The sequence below is a fragment of the Pontixanthobacter aestiaquae genome (assembly GCF_009827455.1).
GTDB lineage: Bacteria > Pseudomonadota > Alphaproteobacteria > Sphingomonadales > Sphingomonadaceae > Pontixanthobacter > Pontixanthobacter aestiaquae.
Genome location: NZ_WTYZ01000001.1, coordinates 1,861,774 through 1,878,759, shown reverse-complemented (window position 1 = coordinate 1,878,759; position 16,986 = coordinate 1,861,774). Strand labels below are relative to the sequence as shown.

Annotated in this window: 20 protein-coding genes and 1 pseudogene; 10 read left to right on the top strand and 11 right to left on the bottom strand. The window is 56.2% G+C overall.

The genetic code is table 11. The features are described 5' to 3' along the window. Positions 1-7: 7 nt before the first annotated feature. Positions 8-1,684 (bottom strand): M28 family peptidase, encoded by a 1,677-nt coding sequence (locus GRI35_RS08975; protein WP_160613844.1) that lies wholly within the window; start codon positions 1,682-1,684, stop codon positions 8-10. Positions 1,685-1,852: 168 nt separating this feature from the next. Between GRI35_RS08975 and rpiB the strand changes: the two genes are divergently transcribed. The 7 genes from rpiB (at position 1,853) to GRI35_RS08940 (ending at position 6,061) form a co-directional block, all read left to right on the top strand. Next, on the top strand, positions 1,853-2,287 hold the full coding sequence (gene rpiB, locus GRI35_RS08970) for a ribose 5-phosphate isomerase B (protein ID WP_160613843.1): 435 nt from the start codon (positions 1,853-1,855) through the stop codon (positions 2,285-2,287). A gap of 25 nt (positions 2,288-2,312) precedes the next feature. After that, entirely contained in the window at positions 2,313-3,626 is a 1,314-nt protein-coding gene (gene glyA / locus GRI35_RS08965; RefSeq protein WP_160613842.1) for a serine hydroxymethyltransferase, read from the top strand. A 12-nt stretch (positions 3,627-3,638) separates the two neighbouring features. Then, the gene (locus GRI35_RS08960) at positions 3,639-3,848 is read left to right on the top strand and encodes a hypothetical protein (RefSeq protein WP_160613841.1); all 210 of its coding nucleotides are present in this window, start codon (positions 3,639-3,641) and stop codon (positions 3,846-3,848) included. After that, entirely contained in the window at positions 3,849-4,340 is a 492-nt protein-coding gene (gene nrdR, locus GRI35_RS08955) for a transcriptional regulator NrdR (protein ID WP_160613840.1), read from the top strand. Then, positions 4,333-5,049 carry an RNA methyltransferase gene (locus GRI35_RS08950; protein ID WP_160613839.1) on the top strand — a complete coding sequence of 239 codons (717 nt, stop codon included), beginning with the start codon at positions 4,333-4,335 and terminating at the stop codon, positions 5,047-5,049. The genes nrdR and GRI35_RS08950 overlap by 8 nt, the downstream gene beginning before the upstream one ends. Positions 5,050-5,181: 132 nt before the next feature. Then, complete coding sequence (locus GRI35_RS08945) at positions 5,182-5,523, top strand: hypothetical protein (protein ID WP_160613838.1); 342 nt, start codon at positions 5,182-5,184, stop codon at positions 5,521-5,523. 337 nt (positions 5,524-5,860) lie between these two features. Continuing rightward, positions 5,861-6,061, top strand: a complete 201-nt coding sequence (locus GRI35_RS08940; protein WP_160613837.1) for a hypothetical protein — start codon at positions 5,861-5,863, stop codon at positions 6,059-6,061. A gap of 26 nt (positions 6,062-6,087) precedes the next feature. Here GRI35_RS08940 and GRI35_RS08935 read toward each other — a convergent pair whose 3' ends face one another. Beyond that, positions 6,088-6,399 carry a chorismate mutase gene (locus GRI35_RS08935; protein ID WP_160613836.1) on the bottom strand — a complete coding sequence of 104 codons (312 nt, stop codon included), beginning with the start codon at positions 6,397-6,399 and terminating at the stop codon, positions 6,088-6,090. A gap of 248 nt (positions 6,400-6,647) precedes the next feature. Between GRI35_RS08935 and rpsD the strand changes: the two genes are divergently transcribed. From rpsD to GRI35_RS13835, 3 genes and pseudogenes are all read left to right on the top strand, one after another. After that, a complete protein-coding gene (gene rpsD, locus GRI35_RS08930) occupies positions 6,648-7,262 on the top strand; it encodes a 30S ribosomal protein S4 (protein ID WP_160613835.1) in 615 nt (204 codons plus the stop codon). Between the two features lie 93 nt (positions 7,263-7,355). Beyond that, entirely contained in the window at positions 7,356-7,988 is a 633-nt protein-coding gene (locus GRI35_RS08925; RefSeq protein ID WP_160613834.1) for an NAD(P)H-dependent oxidoreductase, read from the top strand. Between the two features lie 111 nt (positions 7,989-8,099). After that, positions 8,100-8,272, top strand: a pseudogene (locus GRI35_RS13835) (30S ribosomal protein S4); the annotation flags it as partial. A 61-nt stretch (positions 8,273-8,333) separates the two neighbouring features. Here GRI35_RS13835 and GRI35_RS08920 read toward each other — a convergent pair. The 9 genes from GRI35_RS08920 to GRI35_RS08880 form a co-directional block, all read right to left on the bottom strand. After that, on the bottom strand, positions 8,334-10,355 hold the full coding sequence (locus tag GRI35_RS08920; RefSeq protein ID WP_235900174.1) for a S9 family peptidase: 2,022 nt from the start codon (positions 10,353-10,355) through the stop codon (positions 8,334-8,336). A gap of 41 nt (positions 10,356-10,396) precedes the next feature. Beyond that, positions 10,397-11,536: a tRNA guanosine(34) transglycosylase Tgt gene (gene tgt, locus GRI35_RS08915; protein ID WP_160613833.1), complete on the bottom strand. Its 1,140-nt coding sequence runs from the start codon at positions 11,534-11,536 to the stop codon at positions 10,397-10,399. 18 nt (positions 11,537-11,554) lie between these two features. Next, positions 11,555-12,325 carry an ABC transporter permease gene (locus tag GRI35_RS08910; RefSeq protein WP_160613832.1) on the bottom strand — a complete coding sequence of 257 codons (771 nt, stop codon included), beginning with the start codon at positions 12,323-12,325 and terminating at the stop codon, positions 11,555-11,557. Continuing rightward, positions 12,322-13,266, bottom strand: coding sequence for an ABC transporter ATP-binding protein (locus GRI35_RS08905; protein ID WP_160613831.1), 945 nt, complete (start codon positions 13,264-13,266; stop codon positions 12,322-12,324). The genes GRI35_RS08910 and GRI35_RS08905 overlap by 4 nt, the downstream gene beginning before the upstream one ends. 69 nt (positions 13,267-13,335) lie before the next feature. Next, positions 13,336-14,370: a tRNA preQ1(34) S-adenosylmethionine ribosyltransferase-isomerase QueA gene (gene queA / locus GRI35_RS08900; RefSeq protein WP_160613830.1), complete on the bottom strand. Its 1,035-nt coding sequence runs from the start codon at positions 14,368-14,370 to the stop codon at positions 13,336-13,338. A 54-nt stretch (positions 14,371-14,424) separates the two neighbouring features. Next, a complete protein-coding gene (locus GRI35_RS08895) occupies positions 14,425-15,162 on the bottom strand; it encodes a peptidylprolyl isomerase (RefSeq protein ID WP_160613829.1) in 738 nt (245 codons plus the stop codon). A gap of 93 nt (positions 15,163-15,255) precedes the next feature. Continuing rightward, a complete protein-coding gene (gene coaD, locus GRI35_RS08890) occupies positions 15,256-15,768 on the bottom strand; it encodes a pantetheine-phosphate adenylyltransferase (protein ID WP_160613828.1) in 513 nt (170 codons plus the stop codon). Beyond that, positions 15,765-16,673: a polyprenyl synthetase family protein gene (locus GRI35_RS08885; protein ID WP_160613827.1), complete on the bottom strand. Its 909-nt coding sequence runs from the start codon at positions 16,671-16,673 to the stop codon at positions 15,765-15,767. Before GRI35_RS08885 ends, coaD begins: the two co-directional genes overlap by 4 nt. 1 nt (position 16,674) lies before the next feature. Then, positions 16,675-16,926: an exodeoxyribonuclease VII small subunit gene (locus GRI35_RS08880; RefSeq protein WP_160613826.1), complete on the bottom strand. Its 252-nt coding sequence runs from the start codon at positions 16,924-16,926 to the stop codon at positions 16,675-16,677. Positions 16,927-16,986: the final 60 nt, after the last annotated feature.

The window sequence follows — 16,986 nt, the reverse complement described above, 5'->3', positions numbered from 1 at the left end:
CAGCACATTATTGCGCGTAGAGCGCTACCGTATCGGCAATCGGGTCCAGCCTGACCCATAGCGCGATTACTGTCGCCAATATCAGCAGCACCGCAGCCACCGGAAATACAACTCTCCGCTCAGCTGACGGAACAAGCAACCCGAGCGCGGGCAGCATCAAAGCCGCCAGAAACGCCACGATATAGGGCGCATCGGGTCCAACGCCTTGCATCAGTTGATGTCCGTATTGCAGCAGGAACCCCAGCACGATTGCACCTGGAACCACTTTGGCTGCCGATGACCAGATGCCGGATAGTCGGTGCGCCAAAACACCGGCCACGCCGCTGAGCAACAATGGCCAGACAACCAGGAAACTTGTCACCGGCGCGTACAATTGCAACCCAATCGCTGCCAACAGGCCGACGAGGCTACCTGTTCTGCCAGCCCATAAGGGCGCAGACGCGGCCAACACTGCAATGCAGGTCAGCAGCGCCTGGATTTCGAGCATCGGGATGGCGGCGAGCCGATCATAATAGACCAGTTCTCCCGGACCCGCGCCGGACAGCTCATTCAATCCGAACAGCAGTGCTCCACCACCTAAAATAACCACTGCCGAAGCGCCGAGGTTTCGGAGCCACCCCTTCTCGACCGGGTTGTATTGCAAGCAGAATATCTGGAGGATCGCAGCAATCGCCAGCAGTGCCCACCCGATTGCAGTTCCGTAGGACATCACAAACAGACCGAAGACGTCGAAGAAGGTCCGGTTTTCCGACTTCTCCGGCAACGCATCCGCATTTGCCAAAGCGCTCGTCAGGTCAAGCGTTTGCGCGCCCATATCTTGCACCGAACCCTGGTCGAGCCGCTCGGGGGTCGCGTCGGGAGAATGGTACAGGCCGGGCCTGCCAATAAATCCGAAATTATAAGCGATGTAATCGCGCTCCAACGCTGGGGTCAGATCGGTATCATTTGGCAAGGCTTCATAGACAAAAGTCGCCAGCGAAGACCCCGCAGGCCTCGCCACGGAGTCGGCGTAAAACTGCGCGGCGCCACCATTCTGTGAAGAGGTTTGGAACAAAGTGGTTCGTCCGCCGCCGCCACGCGCTTCCAAATTGATCACCGCGCCGACGCTATCTGCCAATGGATTGAAGGCAAAGAATTGCCGCGCGCCAACCAAGCCGATCTCCTCGGCATCGGTGAAAAATAGCACGATATCGCGGTTTGTCTGCCCCCGTGATTGGATCGCACGCACGGTTTCGAGAATTGAGCCGACGCCTGACGCGTCATCGGACGCACCTGCCGAACCGCCCACACTATCGTAATGCGCCATCAGCAGCACCGATTCTGCATCGCGATCCGTTCCCGGCAAAACGCCGATTACATTGGTAAATTGAACATTGGCGGTATCGCCTTGGAGCCAACTGGATAGCCGGTTCGCCGCGCGCTCGCTGATCGGGCCGGTGGTGGTTGTGATTTCCAATCCCATCGCCTCAAGCCGCGCAATCAAATACTCACGCACTTTGGCATTGGCTTCGCTGCCCGTCGGGTGAGGCTCCGCCGCGATGACACGGATATCCTCCATCGCGCGCGCTGCAGAAAACTCTTGCGGTGGTGCATCGGCACCAACCGGCTCAGGCGGTGTGGTTGCAAAGATCGCGAGCGCTATCGCGATCAGCAAAGCAAAGATCAGATTTGAATATTTCGTCACGCAGTTGCCCTCTTCCCGACTTTCTCAGAATGGTGACGCTGCGCAATATGGCGGTCAAGTTTATCGCGGTTAGCATCGTGGACAGTGGCCGGTTTGTGGTGGTCAGCCGAAGGGGAATTGCATATATGACGGCCTCCTTACCGATTCCTCGACGCCGAAGGATATCCCATGCGCCTAGCCATCGCTTCTGACCATGCAGCAACCGACCTTAAAGCCGAGCTGCGCGACTGGCTGATAGAGCAAGGGCATGAAGTCGCCGATCTTGGCCCCGACGCAGGCGAAAGCGTCGATTATCCCGACTATGGGTACAAATTGGCCGCGGTCGTGGCCGATGGAACGGCTGAGCGCGGCATCGCATTGTGCGGATCGGGCATTGGTATTTCAATGGCGGTCAATCGCAACAAAGACGTCCGCTGCGCCCTGGTGTCCGAGCCGCTGTCAGCCGCCCTCTCCCGCGAACATAATGATGCCAACTGCATCGCAATGGGCGCGCGGCTCACAGGCGTTGAAATGGCCAAAGCCTGCGTCACCGCATTTCTGAACACCGAATTTGGCGGTGACCGTCACGCCCGCCGCGTCGATAAACTCTCCACTCCCCAATAATCCATCAAGCTGCCGAGACTTATCCATGAGCACCGCACCCGCAAACGATACCGACATTATGAACCGCTTCTGGCAGGACGATCTGGCCGCGGCCGATCCCGATATTGCTGCAGCGATCGACAATGAGCTGGGCCGCCAGCGCAACAAGATCGAGCTGATCGCCAGCGAAAACATCGCCAGCAGAGCAGTCCTCGAGGCTGCCGGTTCGGTCTTTACCAACAAATATGCCGAGGGTTATCCGGGCAAACGTTACTATGGCGGCTGCGAATATGCCGATGTCGTTGAAACGTTGGCGATCGATCGGGCGAAAGAATTGTTCGGCTGCGAATTTGCCAATGTTCAGCCGAATTCGGGCTCGCAAATGAACCAGGCGGTGTTCCTTGCGTTGCTGGAGCCGGGCGACACCTTCATGGGTCTCGACCTGAACTCGGGCGGGCACCTGACGCATGGTTCACCGGTCAATATGTCGGGCAAATGGTTCAATCCGGTCGCTTATTGTGTGCGCAAAGAAGACGAGCTCATTGATATGGATGAGGTGATGGCGACCGCGAAAGAGCATAAGCCAAAGCTGATTATTGCGGGCGGAACCGCCTATTCCCGCGTTTGGGACTGGGCGGCGTTCCGCAAGGTTGCGGATGAAGTCGGCGCGTATTTGATGGTCGATATGAGCCACATTTCGGGTCTTGTTGCTGGCGGTGCGCACCCTTCCCCGTTCCCGCATGCCGATGTCGTTACCACGACTACGCATAAGAGCCTGCGCGGCCCTCGCTCGGGCGTCATCCTTTGGAATAACGAACAATACACCAAGCCGTTCAACATGGCGGTTTTCCCGGGCCTACAGGGCGGCCCGTTGATGCATATCGTGGCGGCCAAAGCGGTCGCTTTCCGCGAGGCGCTGCGTCCCGATTTCAAAGCCTATGCTGCTAGCGTTGTCGAAAACGCTCGCGCGCTTGCGGCCAGTCTGGAAGAAAACGGTCTGCGCATCGTTTCCGGCGGCACCGACAACCACTCGATGCTGGTCGATCTGACGGCCAAGGACGTGACCGGCAAATCGGCCGAAAAGGGCCTCGACCGCGCGTGGCTTACCTGCAACAAAAACGGAATCCCGTTCGACACGCGCAGTCCGTTTGTGACAAGCGGCGTTCGTCTCGGTACGCCGGCAGGCACCACGCGCGGCTTCGGGCCCGCCGAATTCCGCACCGTTGGCAAGCTTATAGCGGAAGTGGTCGACGGTTTGTCGAAAAACGGTCCCGAGGGCGATGCCCAAGTGGAAGAGTCTGTTCGCGGCCGCGTGGAACAGCTATGCGCGGATTTTCCCGTTTACCCCGGCCGAAGCTAACTGGTATTTACAATGACCGAAAAGAACAACGACCTGATCGACGACGCCAAAGAAGAATTCGCGGGCATGGCCAAGGAAGGCATGCAGCATCCATCCACAAAACCTGTTCTGACGGGCGCAGCGGTTGGCGCAGCAGCGGGTTTCGTCCTGCCCGGTCTCAGCATTGCTATCGGCGCCATCGCCGGTGCGGGTGTGATGTTTTACAACCGGATCCGCAAGTAAATGCGATGCCCGTTCTGCGCGCATGAAGACAGTCAGGTAAAAGATAGCAGGCCGACGGAGGACAACACCTCAATCCGTCGCCGTCGGCAATGCTCCAGCTGCGGCGCGCGTTTTACGACATTCGAACGCGTGCAACTGCGCGAGGTCACGATTGTGAAGTCGGGCGATCGACGCGAAGCATTTGACCGCTCGAAACTGGAGCAATCCGTTTCCCTTGCCTGCCGCAAACGTGATGTGTCGCAGGAACAGATCGATCAGCTTGTCTCCGGTATACAGCGCCAAGTCGAAACGGCAGGCGAAAGCGAAGTGGCCTCGTCACGCATAGGTGAAATGGTGATGGACGGCCTGCGCCAGCTCGACAGCGTCGCCTATATCCGCTTCGCCAGCGTCTATCGCGACTTCAGCGAGGCGCGCGACTTCCAAGAATTCGCCAGCTCGGTTCAGGAAGTTGCCGAGGGTGACAGCGATAGCGGCGGCATGGGAAATGGCTGATCAGCCGATCATTGTCTTGGTCCGGCCGCAGCTGGGCGAGAATATTGGCAAAGCAGCCCGCGCAATGCTCAATTTCGGGCTGACCGAAATGCGCATCGTGGCACCGCGCGATGGTTGGCCCAATCCAAGCGCAGGCCCATCGGCTGCAGGCGCTGATATTGTGCTGGACCAAGCCAAGATATTCGGCACAACCGCAGAAGCAGTGGCAGATTGCTCTCATATTTACGCGACCACGGTCCGTAAGCGAGAAGATGCAAAGCCTGTGGTCACTCCCGAAGCAGCTGCCATCGAAATGCACACCCGCCCCGGTCGCAGCGCCATCCTGTTCGGGCGTGAAGCCTCGGGGCTCGACACGCAAGATGTGGCAATGGCCAGCGCGATCCTGACCGTTCCGATCAATCCGGAGTTCGGCTCGCTCAATCTCGCACAGGCGGTGATCTTGTGCGCCTATGAATGGTCAAAATCGCAGGCGCTGGTGCAGCCGACTCTGGACAAGGAGCTCCCGCCTGCGCCTCAACAGGACCTCGACGGTCTTATTACACATTTCGAAGAACTGCTTGAGCCAAAAGGGTATTTTCTGCCTGAAACCCGCGCTGAGGCGACAAAACGCACTCTGCGCAACGTGTTGACCCGCCCGCGGTGGAATCACCTTGAGGTTCGGACTCTGCGCGGTGTGTTGTCGTCTCTCGCGCGATCAAACCGAAGCTAGAGTCGGAACATGTCCCTCTGCGGTTGACCGAGCTATATCGACAAGTGCGAAGAACAAATCCGGAAGCAGTTTGCACTAAGCCAGAGTGAGCGTTATAATTTGAGATTATTCCATGACCTAGGAGGTTATATCATGGCGTTTCAATTTATGGCTACACTCGCTCTTGCGCTGAGCTTGCAACAAGCTGGCGGGGCCGATGTAGATACTGCGACGACCACAGGACAGCCGGACACAAGCGCCGAAGTCACAGAGACCACAGAAGTGAAAAGCGAAGTGGAAACTGAGGATATGAATAAGGTTAAATGCCGGTACATCTATCAGCTCAACTCTCGTGTTCCCGATCGTATTTGCCGTACAAAAGCACGTTGGGCTGAGATTGAGAAGGAGCAGCAGGAAGCTATCGAAAACGGACGCAGGAACGGTGGCAATGCCTCTGAAACTGGTACAATTTATGGTGCAGATCCAAACGGCTAGCATTCTTTATGTGGCCCCGACGGCTATCAAACTTGGATATCGGATAAGTATGTGTTTTTCGCGGACTTGGTGTCGCAAACAACCAAATTCCAATTTGGCCATCTCGCTTTCTACGCGTTGGGATAAAGTAGTATCGAACAGCCAAGGTCAATTAGAACAGTGCAAGAAATGACTGTTGGCCATTAATCTCATATCTTTGTCCGCGGCTTTGTAACCAGCAGGCTTTGCATTCATACCAAGTGACCAAAGCACATGTGAGTCGACATTGTTGCAACTGTTTGTTATTCGCTAGCAATACAAGAAAGATCCCCCGATTTCTATATTTTACGAGGTTCCCATGCGCATTGCCGCTAACGCTTTGATTATTTTTGCCGCCTTCGCGTCCGGTGCTGCCATCGCAGGCGATCCAGAATCTTCTGCGGAGTATGTCGAGCAGAAGGAAGAAAAGAAAGAAGACAAGAAAGAAGCGAAAAAGATCTGCAAGCGTATTTCGGATATAGGTAGCCGCCGAACAACTCGGAAATGCCTCACGCGCTAACAGTGGCTTGAATTCAATCGCGGCAATTAATCTCGCAGGCGGTCCCACTCGACCAGTTCATATGCAATCGATGTTTCGACAAGATCGTTCCAGATCTTACCGATTGCATTCGCTGGAAGTCCAGCCTTTACAGCGGCTTGCTCGACAGCATCGATAACCGATGCCTTGCGTTCTTCGTCGCGCACCGCGCCGCGTTCCGGTTTGATACGCGCTGCGGCGCGCATATAGCCGAAGCGGGTTTCGAGTAGTTTCATCAACTGCCGGTCAGTCTCGTCTACACCGGCGCGAACGTCCAACATCGTGGTGCAATCTTCGGGAGTTTTTACAGGCTCGCTCATGCCACGGCCCACTGCCCTGACTTTGCAGATTTGTCGAGTGCGGAAAGAGGTGACGCTGAACATAGTCGACGCCCAATACCGCTTGACGAGGGGCACAATTCTGCTAATCGCGCGCCTTCGCAATTTGGTTCCGCATCCCGGTGAAGCGGCAACCGCACTGAACAAGTCGGTTCAGTGGAGCGATACCGGGTTAAAGCGCCAGCGCTCCAATGGTTGGAGAGGCGGTGATTGTAAATTGGAGAAGCCTCATGTCGAAGCGTAAAGCCTCGAAGCATAAACTTGACCGCCGGATGGGCGAAAACATCTGGGGTCGTCCCAACAGCCCCGTAAACAAGCGTTCCTATGGCCCCGGCCAGCACGGTCAGCGCCGCAAGAGCAAAGTCAGCGACTTTGGTCTGCAACTGCGCGCCAAGCAGAAGCTCAAAGGCTATTACGGCGATGTGACCGAGAAGCAGTTCCGCCGCACGTATAAAGAAGCGGCTGCGATGAAGGGCGATACCGGCCAGAACCTGATCGGCCTGCTCGAGCGCCGTCTGGACATGATCGTATACCGCGCGAAATTCGCGCCAACGATCTTCGCAGCGCGCCAAATCGTTTCGCACGGTCACATCCGCGTCAATGGCGTAAAGTGCAACGTTGCAAGCCGTCGCTGCGACGTCGGCGATGTCATCAGCCTCGGTGACAAGGCCAAGGAAATGGCACTGGTCATCGAAGCGCAAAGTCTGCCAGAGCGTGACATTCCTGACTATGTTGCGCCGGACGGCAACGACAAAGTGACTTACAACCGCGTACCGAGCCTCGACGAAGTTCCTTACCCGGTAACGATGGAACCGAACCTGGTTGTCGAATTCTATTCGCGCTAAGTTTTCGAAACTCCGAAATTCGAAGGGCGGTCCTGCGGGGCCGCCCTTTTCTTTTGTGGCGCATACGTTAGGTGGGTTGCAAAGGAGAACTTAATGGACGTCCTTCTGCTCGATGGTCACCCTGATAATGGTCGCCTCGGCACTCATTTGCTCGACACTTATGAACGGGCGTTGCCGAGCGATGCAGAGGTCACACGCATTGCGGTGCGCGATCTCGCCTTCGAGCCAATCTTGAGGCACGGCTATGCCAAGCGCACCGAATGGGAGCCGGATATAATGCAGGTTGCCGAGGCGCTCGATAACTGCGACCACCTCGTCGTCGCCTTTCCGATGTGGTGGGGAAGCGAGCCGGCAGAGCTGAAGGGATTGCTCGACCGCGTTCTCCTGCCGGGCTTTGCTTTTGCCTATCACGATGACGATCCGTGGTGGGACAAGCTCATGGAAGGCCGATCAGCCGATGTGATTGCCACAATGGACACGCCGCCAATCTTCCTTCGGCTGATTTACGGCAATCCGCTGGTCAAGCGTTGGAAGAAACAGGTACTTGGTTTTTGCGGTTTCAAACCCGTCAGATTTCTCGCATGCGGACCGACCAACAAAGGGGGTGCGGAGAAGAACCTACCGAAGTGGGAATTGGACATTCGACGCATGGCGGGGTCTATCAAGCGAATGAACACTGCGAAAAAACGTTTTCAGATCAAAGCGTTTCTCAAACCGGCGAGTTAGCCTGTGCTCGATCAGGCGCGATAGTCCCGCCGGAAATCGGCTGCGAAGGCCGCAAAGCGTCCCTCGCTGATCGCATCGCGCATTGCTTGCATCAACGTAATCGACGAGACCAAGGAAATAGCATTGGTCATCGAAGCGCGGGGCCGCAAGAGCGCAATATTCCAGACTATGCCGTCCCGGGCGGTAACGAAAAAGTCACTTACAACCGCGTACCGACTTTGAACCAAGTTCTTTACCCGGTAACGATGGAATCGAACATGCTTGTCGAATTCTATTCGCGCTAGTTTCGCAACACTGAAGCTGAAAGGGCGGCTCCGCGTGGCCGCCCTTTCTCGTATATACGTGCTAATCTTCGCCGAGATGTTCGGTGAGAAATGTTGTCGTTGTCTTCAACATAGAGCGACGCGTTTCACTATCATCCAAATAATGGTCCAAACCCTTATATTCTACATAGTTCGCAGACTTGCCCACGTCTTTCAAAGCGTCAACCATCAATCGACTGTGATTGACCGAGACATTCTCGTCATATTCGCCGTGAAAAAGCAGTACGGGTGACACAATGGAGTCCGCATTCCTCGCAGGGGAGCCGGCCGAGACATGAGGACCAGAACCTACAAATTTTTCGACAAGACGAAAATTAGTAAAGCCCTCAGCCTCCGATTTCAACATTCCGAGATCAGTCACAGGGGCAATCGCCACAACGGCTTTGAACAAGCCGGGCGCAACCACATCAGACTGTAAAGCGGCATATCCGCCATACGACCAGCCAACTATTGCAAGCTTGTCAGCATCTGCGATATTCTGATTTACAAGCCAGCGCCCGGCGTCCGCAACATCTCCGACAGCTATCCGCCAAGACTGGAAACCGTTTCTCATATACCAATCGCTGCCATATCCCGCCGACCCGCGATAATTCGGTTGTAGTACCGCGTATCCTTGACGGGCAAAGTACTGCGCGAGCCAATCGAAGCCCCATTCATCTCTCGCAGATGGGCCTCCATGTGGCATCACCAAAGCGGGAAGATCGCGGCCGTCCGAGCGCGGCGGCAATGTCAAATAGGCAGGAATTTCCGTGCCATCGGCAGCGGGGTATGACACGGTCCGCATCGTACCCATTTCTATATCCGCCATACCATTACGCAGCGGCAAGAGCTCTTCCAGACGTTTCGTGTTCTTGTCGAATAGATACACCATGCCCGGATCAACATCGCGCGAAGCGATAATGAGCAGCTTGGACTCATCTTCGCTGGAATCGACGAACTCAATCAAAGGGTTTCCTGGCAAGGCTTTTTGTAAAGAAGCAGCCAAACCCTTCAATTCTTCATCGAAGAAAGCGATCTGCCTTCGATCAGTCGCATAGCTTGCCCCAACAACCCGGTTTTTCCGCCCGATACGCAGCAGGCTGTCCACATCGGCATTATCGCGATGAACCAGTAGATCGATTGTCTCGTTGCCATCTAGCGAGATGGAATAGAGTGATGCGAAACCATCTTTGGTGCCGAACGCAAAGGCCCTATTGGTTCTGCTATCGACCGCCACAGGGACCATATCCTCGGCGATTTCAAACGGGTTCCAATCGTCTTTGCCTGCGTCTCGATAAAGATACGTTGTGTCGCCCCTGAGATAACCGTCTTTGAACGTTCTCACAGCCATCAGTCTAACACGCCCACTGTCATCAGCTATGTACCGTGCTGCGACATTGCGCGGTTTTTCCGCGCGTCTGCGTTTCAGGGTTTTGACATTGACAGCATCGACACCCAGTCCTTCCTGGTTCGAATAAATCTGCGTGCCATTCGAGCTCTCAGGAACAAACTCGCGTGTCATTAGGATGGTGTCATCTTCGCCATCAACATCCCATGAAATGACAGAGCCACCATCTTGAATGATGCTCAGTGCGTTCGCGCCCTTCGGTTGGGTCAACATTCCCGCGTTTGCACCATCATCATCCACTACTATGAGACGGGAAAAACTCAACAACCGACCTTGGTCCCTTTCGACCGTGCGCAGTTGACAAATGACACGATCATTCGTCGCCCAATTACACCATATGAGCTCTCCCAACGGGTCATTGTTACGCAGAACTGCTTTGGGCTGGCCTGCTGTCTCAATATTGATAACGTAGACGATCTCTTCTGACTTCCCGCCCGGAGCAATTATCGCCAGCTTGCTGCCATCGGGCGAGATACTAACGTCAAGCACTGACAATCTGGCACCGAAAAGCTCATCATCATTCATCGATTCCTGAGAAAATGCCGGAGTGCACCAGGCGGTAAACATAAGAATTGCAGAAAAATACTTTAGCAACTTAATCAGCCTCCAGAAAATCGTCGCAAGGCAGATAGATATCAGACCGGTCGCAAAAGCCAAACACAGGTTTGGTCGAAAAGGCACAATCAAACGCGTGTTTATCAACTATTCCTATAGTTGCGCCGGAAATCGGCTGCGAAGGCGGCAAAGCGTCCCTCGCTGATCGCATCGCGCATTGCTTGCATCAGCTGCTGGTAGAACGCGATGTTATGTTCGGTCAGCAGCATCGCGCCCAATATCTCTTTCGATTTGACCAGATGGTGCAGATAGGCGCGGCTATAAGTTTGGCTCACCGTATTGTTGCAGCGTCCATCGATGGGATTTGCGTCCTCGGCGAAGCGCGCATTGCGCAGGTTGATCGGGCCATTCCAGGTAAATGCCTGCCCGTTGCGGCCGGAGCGGCTCGGCAGCACGCAGTCAAACATATCGACGCCGCGCTCGACCGCACCGACCAGATCATCGGGTTTTCCGACACCCATCAGATAGCGCGGCCGGTCTTCAGGTAGCTGCTGAGGTGCAAACTCAAGCGTTGCGAACATCGCCTCTTGCCCCTCGCCTACAGCGAGGCCGCCAATCGCGTATCCGTCGAAGCCGATGTCAGTCAGCGCATCTGCGCTGCGTTTGCGGAGTTCTTCATCCAACGCGCCTTGCTGGATACCAAACAGCGCTGACCGCGCCGCGTGTTCTTCTCCGCTATCGAAACCATCGCGGCTCCGCTTGGCCCAGCGCATCGACATTTCCATCGATTTGGCAATCTCGTCGCGCGGTTGATCGGCGCGCGGGCACTCGTCGAACGCCATCACGATATCGGAGCCAAGCAGCCGCTGGATTTCCATCGAGCGTTCGGGCGTCAGCATATGTTTCGAGCCGTCGAGATGGCTGCGGAACTCGACCCCCTCTTCGGTCAGCTTGCGCAGATCGGACAGGCTCATCACCTGATAACCGCCACTATCGGTCAGGATCGGGCGCTCCCAGTTCATGAAGCGATGCAATCCGCCAAGCTTCGCGACCCGCTCCGCCCCGGGCCGCAGCATCAAATGATAGGTATTGCCGAGGATGATATCCGCGCCCGTCTGACGGACAGTCTCAGGCTTCATCGCCTTAACAGTTGCGGCGGTTCCCACCGGCATGAAGGCCGGGGTGCGGATCTCGCCGCGCTGCATCTGGATGGCACCAGTGCGCGCTTTCCCGTCGGTTGCGGAAATGCTGAAGGAGAATCTCGGTCGTGCAGGCTCGGTCATAGCCACGCGCCTTTAGCACTACTCGCGCAGTCGCCAACCCGTCTTGAAAATGTAAGCAATCGTGGCAACGCAGATCGCCAGAAAACCGAGCGTCAGTCCGAGCGACACCCAGATATTGATGTCGGAGGAGCCATAGAAGGTCCAGCGCAGGCCATTCACCAGATACACTACCGGATTAAACAGCGCGATTGTCCGCCACGGATCGGGCAACATATCGATCGAATAAAAGGTTCCGCCCAGGAAAGTCAGCGGGATCAGGAACAGCGCGGGGATTATGCCAAGCTTTTCAAAACTGTCCGCCCAGATGCCGAGAATAAAGCCGAATAACGAGAAACTCGCCGCAACCAGCATGATGTAGCCGATGGCAAGGACCGGATGCGCTATCGAATAATCGACGAACAGAGTTGCTGTGGCGAGGATAATCGCGGCGAGGATCAGCGACTTTGTCGCCGCTGCACCAACGAATCCGACCAGCGTTTCGGCCACCCCGACCGGCGCGGACAGCAGTTCGTAAATCGTGCCAGTGAAACGCGGCATATAAATGCCGAAACTGGCATTGGATGTGCTTTCGCTGAGCAGAGTCAGAAGCAGCAAGCCGGGGATGATGAAGGCGCCATAATCGACGCCGCCTAAATCGGGCATCCGGCTGCCAATGGCCGCGCCAAACACGATGAAATAGAGCGAAGTGGTCAGAACCGGCGCAAGGATCGATTGGAAGGCCGTGCGCAGCGCCCGCATCAGTTCGCGGTTGTAGATGGCCCAAGTGCTGCGGAAATTGAAGCCGATCATTCGATCTCTCCCGCGCGCTCTTCCACCAGATCGACGAAGATATCTTCCAGCGAGGATTCGTGAATGTCGATGCCGTTATAATCGATCCCGGCCTTGGTTAGCGCTTTGGTGATGTCCGCAACCTCTTCCTTGCCCTTCCCGCTGCCATCGCCGCCGCGATAGCACAGCTCTTTGCCATCCTCCGACAGCGTGACCGGATAAGCAGCAATATCGGCAGGTAAGTCGCTAATGGCCTCAGACAATGTGATAATCGCTTCCGTCCGGCCAAGGCGGCTCATCATCGCCGCTTTATCATCCACCATCAGGATCTGACCTTTGCGGATGATCCCGACGCGGTCGGCCATCTCTTCGGCTTCTTCGATATAATGGGTGGTGAGAATGATCGTAACGCCGCGTTCGCGCATTGCACCGATCAGCTTCCACATATCGCGGCGCAATTCGACATCCACGCCCGCTGTCGGCTCGTCGAGGAACAGGAGGTCTGGATCATGCGCCAGCGCCTTGGCAATCAGCACCCGCCGTTTCATTCCGCCCGACAGAGCGCGGATTTGCTCGTCACGCTTGTCCCATAGGCTTAGCGATTTCAGGATTTCTTCAATCCGCGCGGCATCGGGAGCCAGCCCGAACAATCCGCGTGAGTAGGAAACCGCGTACTGGACCTTCTCGAACATATCGGTAGCCAGTTCCTGCGGCACCAAACCGATCCGCGACCGCGCAGATCGCCAGTTCTTTGACAGGTCCTCTCCGAATGCACTGATCGTTCCGCTAGTCGGCCGAACGAGCCCGCAGATTGCGGCAATCAGCGTCGTTTTACCGGCACCATTCGGCCCCAGCAGCGCGAAAATCTCGCCCGGTTTGATGGCCAGATCGACAGAATCGAGCGCCTTCAGGCCGCCCTGATAGACCTTGGTCAGGTCACGGATTTCTAGGATTGGTTGCATAGAACGACCGATATTGCCGAGCCGTGCGAGATTGCCAAGCCTTACTTATGCACCGGCCGGAGTACAGGCCTATGCATCGGGCAACAGCAGCGAAGAATCGCCGTAGCTGTAGAAGCGGTACCCTGCCGCAATTGCGTGGTCATAAGCGGCCATCATCCGCTCTTGCCCCATCAGCGCGCTGACCAGCATCATCAGCGTCGATTTGGGCAAGTGGAAATTGGTCATCAACCCGTCAATCGCGTGAAACCTGTAGCCGGGTGTGATGAAGATCGACGTATCACCATCGAATGGCTCAATAATATTGTCTTCTGTCGCAGCGCTTTCGAGCAACCTTAAACTGGTGGTTCCCACTGCAATCACGCGGTTGCCATTCGCACGGGCGGTATTCAGCCGGTCCGCGGTTGCTGCGTCGATCCGGCCCCATTCGGCATGCATCTGGTGATCGTCGGTATCCTCGGCTTTAACCGGCAGGAACGTTCCCGCCCCGACATGGAGTGTCAGAGTCTCGCGAACGATCCCGCGCGCATCCAAAGCGTCGAGCAGCTGAGGCGTGAAGTGCAGCGCAGCAGTCGGCGCGGCGACCGCCCCGTCTTCTTTTGCAAAAATCGTCTGATAGTCGGATTTGTCGCGCTCATCAGTCGGACGCTTTCCCGCAATATAAGGCGGCAATGGCATCCGCCCCGCCCGCTCCAACAGCACTTCGACCGGGTCATCGCCCTGAAAGTTCAAAGTGAAACTGCCGTCACTGTGCCGCTGTTCGGCAATCGCGCTGACATTCGCCGGGAATTCAACCCTGTCGCCTTCTTTCAGGCGTTTGGCATTGCGGATGAACGCACGCCAGCGGCGCAGATCGACCCGCTTGTGCAGAGTTGCGCCGATCTTGGCCTCTCCGCGCCTGCCTTCCAATTGCGCCGAAATAACCCGCGTGTCGTTGAACACCAGCACATCGCCCGGCCGCAATATATCGGGCAATTCGATAACGGTTCGATCCGCAAAAGGCTTGTCGCCATCAACCAATAGCATCCGCGCGGAATGGCGCGGAGACACAGGTCGCAGCGCGATCAGTTCCGGCGGTAGCTCAAAATCGAATAGGTCAACACGCATTGTGCGCAGCTACTGGCCGAAAGCAGCAATGTGAAGGCCAAACGGCTCTGCTTACTATTCAATCGGTGCGCTCAACATATCGGCAGTGATATCTTCAATAGCCGTGACAGCAGGCTCCTGTGCGGGTGCCGGAACAGGCTTATTGTCCGCCGCAAGAGATGCCTGCAAGATACGCGTCGGATTCGCAGGCGGTTCGCCGCGCTCGATCGCATCGACACCGTCCATGCCCGAAATTACCCGGCCGATATTGGTGTAGCGCTTATCGAGCGAGAAACGCGGATAGAATACTATGAAGAACTGGCTGTTCGCGCTGTCTTCGGCCTGTGCGCGGGCCATCGCCAAGGTCCCGCGAATATGCGGCATCGGGTTGAACTCAGCCTTTAAGTCAGGAAAAGTCGATCCGCCTTGACCGGTCCCGGTCGGATCGCCGGACTGCGCCATGAAACCGTCGATAACGCGGTGAAAAATAATCCCGTCATAAAAACCTTGCCGGGTCAGCGTTTTAATCCGCTCCACGTGATTGGGAGCCCATTGCTCCATCAATCGCAGGTAAACACGTTTGCCATTGGACAGATCGAGCACGAGGATGTTCTCGCGATCTTCGTCCATATTGTAATTGATCGGGTCGTAGCGCTTCGGCGGAGCAAGCGGCTCGTCCTCAGCCTCCATCACATCTTCTACGCCTTCGGTCGCATCCTGTGCGAGCGCTGCCGCCGGAGCAATCGCCAACGTGGCGAATGCACCGAGAGTTACCGCAGCGGCCGTCCGGGCAGCCTTGAAAGTCTTGATCATATGTTTCCCAATATAGGTAATTCGTGTTGCGATCCGTCTAGACGCGTGCGGCTGTCACTTCAATGAATGATCAGTGCAGGCTTTTATCATCGATCAATAATCGCCCAGGCGGCCGATCTTCTCGACCCTCTTCACGACATCGTCGCGAACGGACTTGCTGACAAACGGAGTAATATCGCCGCCGAACAGTGCAATTTCCTTGACCAGTTTCGATGCAATGGGTTGCAGCGAGACGTCGGCCATCAGGAACACCGTCTCGACATCATCGTCAAGTTGCTGGTTCATGCCCGCCATCTGATACTCATATTCAAAATCGGCGACAGCGCGCAGTCCGCGAACAATCACTTTCGCGCCTGTCTTTTCGGCGAACTTTACGAGCAGCGCGTTGAAACCGACGACTTCGACATTGTCGATTTTCATATCGGCCACTTCGCGCTCGACCATGGCCAAGCGTTCTTCGGTCGAGAACATCGGGTTCTTGGATGGATTGGTGGTGACACCGATGACCAACCGGTCAACCAGCTTCGCCCCGCGCCGGATAATGTCGGCGTGACCGAGCGTAATCGGATCGAATGTTCCCGGGTAAATTCCAATGCGTTCGCTCACCGGTCTCTCTCCACAATATAGCGCGCCAATGCTTTGAGCAGTGCTGCGTCATCGCCATAATTCGCAAGATGACCGACAGCCTGATCCACCAGCGCCCTAGCCTGATCTTTTGCTCCATCTACGCCCATCAAAGTCACAAATGTCTGCTTGCCCTGCTCATCATCCTTGCGGAGCGCTTTGCCAGCTTTCTCCTGGTCGCCCGTTACGTCGAGCAGATCATCCGCGATTTGAAAGGCCAAACCTATGTCGCGGGCATAGGCGCGCAGCGGTGCCCTGCCATCGGGTGCTACCTTGCCAAGGATAGCGCCCATTTCCACTGACGCCGCCAGCAAAGCACCTGTCTTCAGCTGTTGAAGCCGCGTGATAGCCTGCAAATCATAGTCCGCGCCCTCGGCGGCCATGTCCATCATCTGGCCGCCCGCCATCCCGTTCATGCCACTTGCGCGGGCCAGAGTGGTGATTAGCTCAGCGCGGGTGAATGGATCGCCGCTGGTTCCGGTATCGGACAGAATTTCAAACGCCAGATCATGGAGTGAATCGCCTGCCAGAACCGCTGTCGCCTCATCGAATTGCTTGTGCAGAGTGGCTTTACCATGGCGCAAATCATCATCATCCATGCACGGCAAATCGTCATGGATCAGCGAATAGACATGAATTGCCTCGACCGCGCACCCAGCCCGGACTGCTGCATCGCGGTCGACCCCGAACATCGCCGCGGTCGCGGTGAGCAAGAGCGGACGTACGCGCTTCCCGCCACCGATTGCGGCGTAACGCATCGCTTCAACCAACCGCGCCCGGGTATCACCGGGCACCGGCAGCAGCAGATCGAACGCCGTATCGACGTCCTGCTGGATGTCTTTCAGCCCGTCAGCCAGCAGATTGTTGGAGACGATGCTCAGCGCCATATCAATTGTCCGAATCGAAAGGAGCGGTTCCGGTCACTTTGCCATCGGGACCAGCGACGATTTTCTCAATCCGCGCCTGCGCCGAATCAAGCCGCGCCTGACAATGCTGGCGCAGCTTCTCGCCCTGCTCGTACAGGCTGATCGATTCGTCGAGCGGAACTTCACCGCTTTCGAGCCGTTTCACTATTTCTTCGAGCGCGGCCAGTGCCTGCTCGAAAGTCATTTGCGCTAAATCAGGTGTGCCCTCGGTCATAGGACAAGCAATGACCATGCGGCCCTTCCCGGTCAAGTTGGCATGTAACAGGAGAAACGA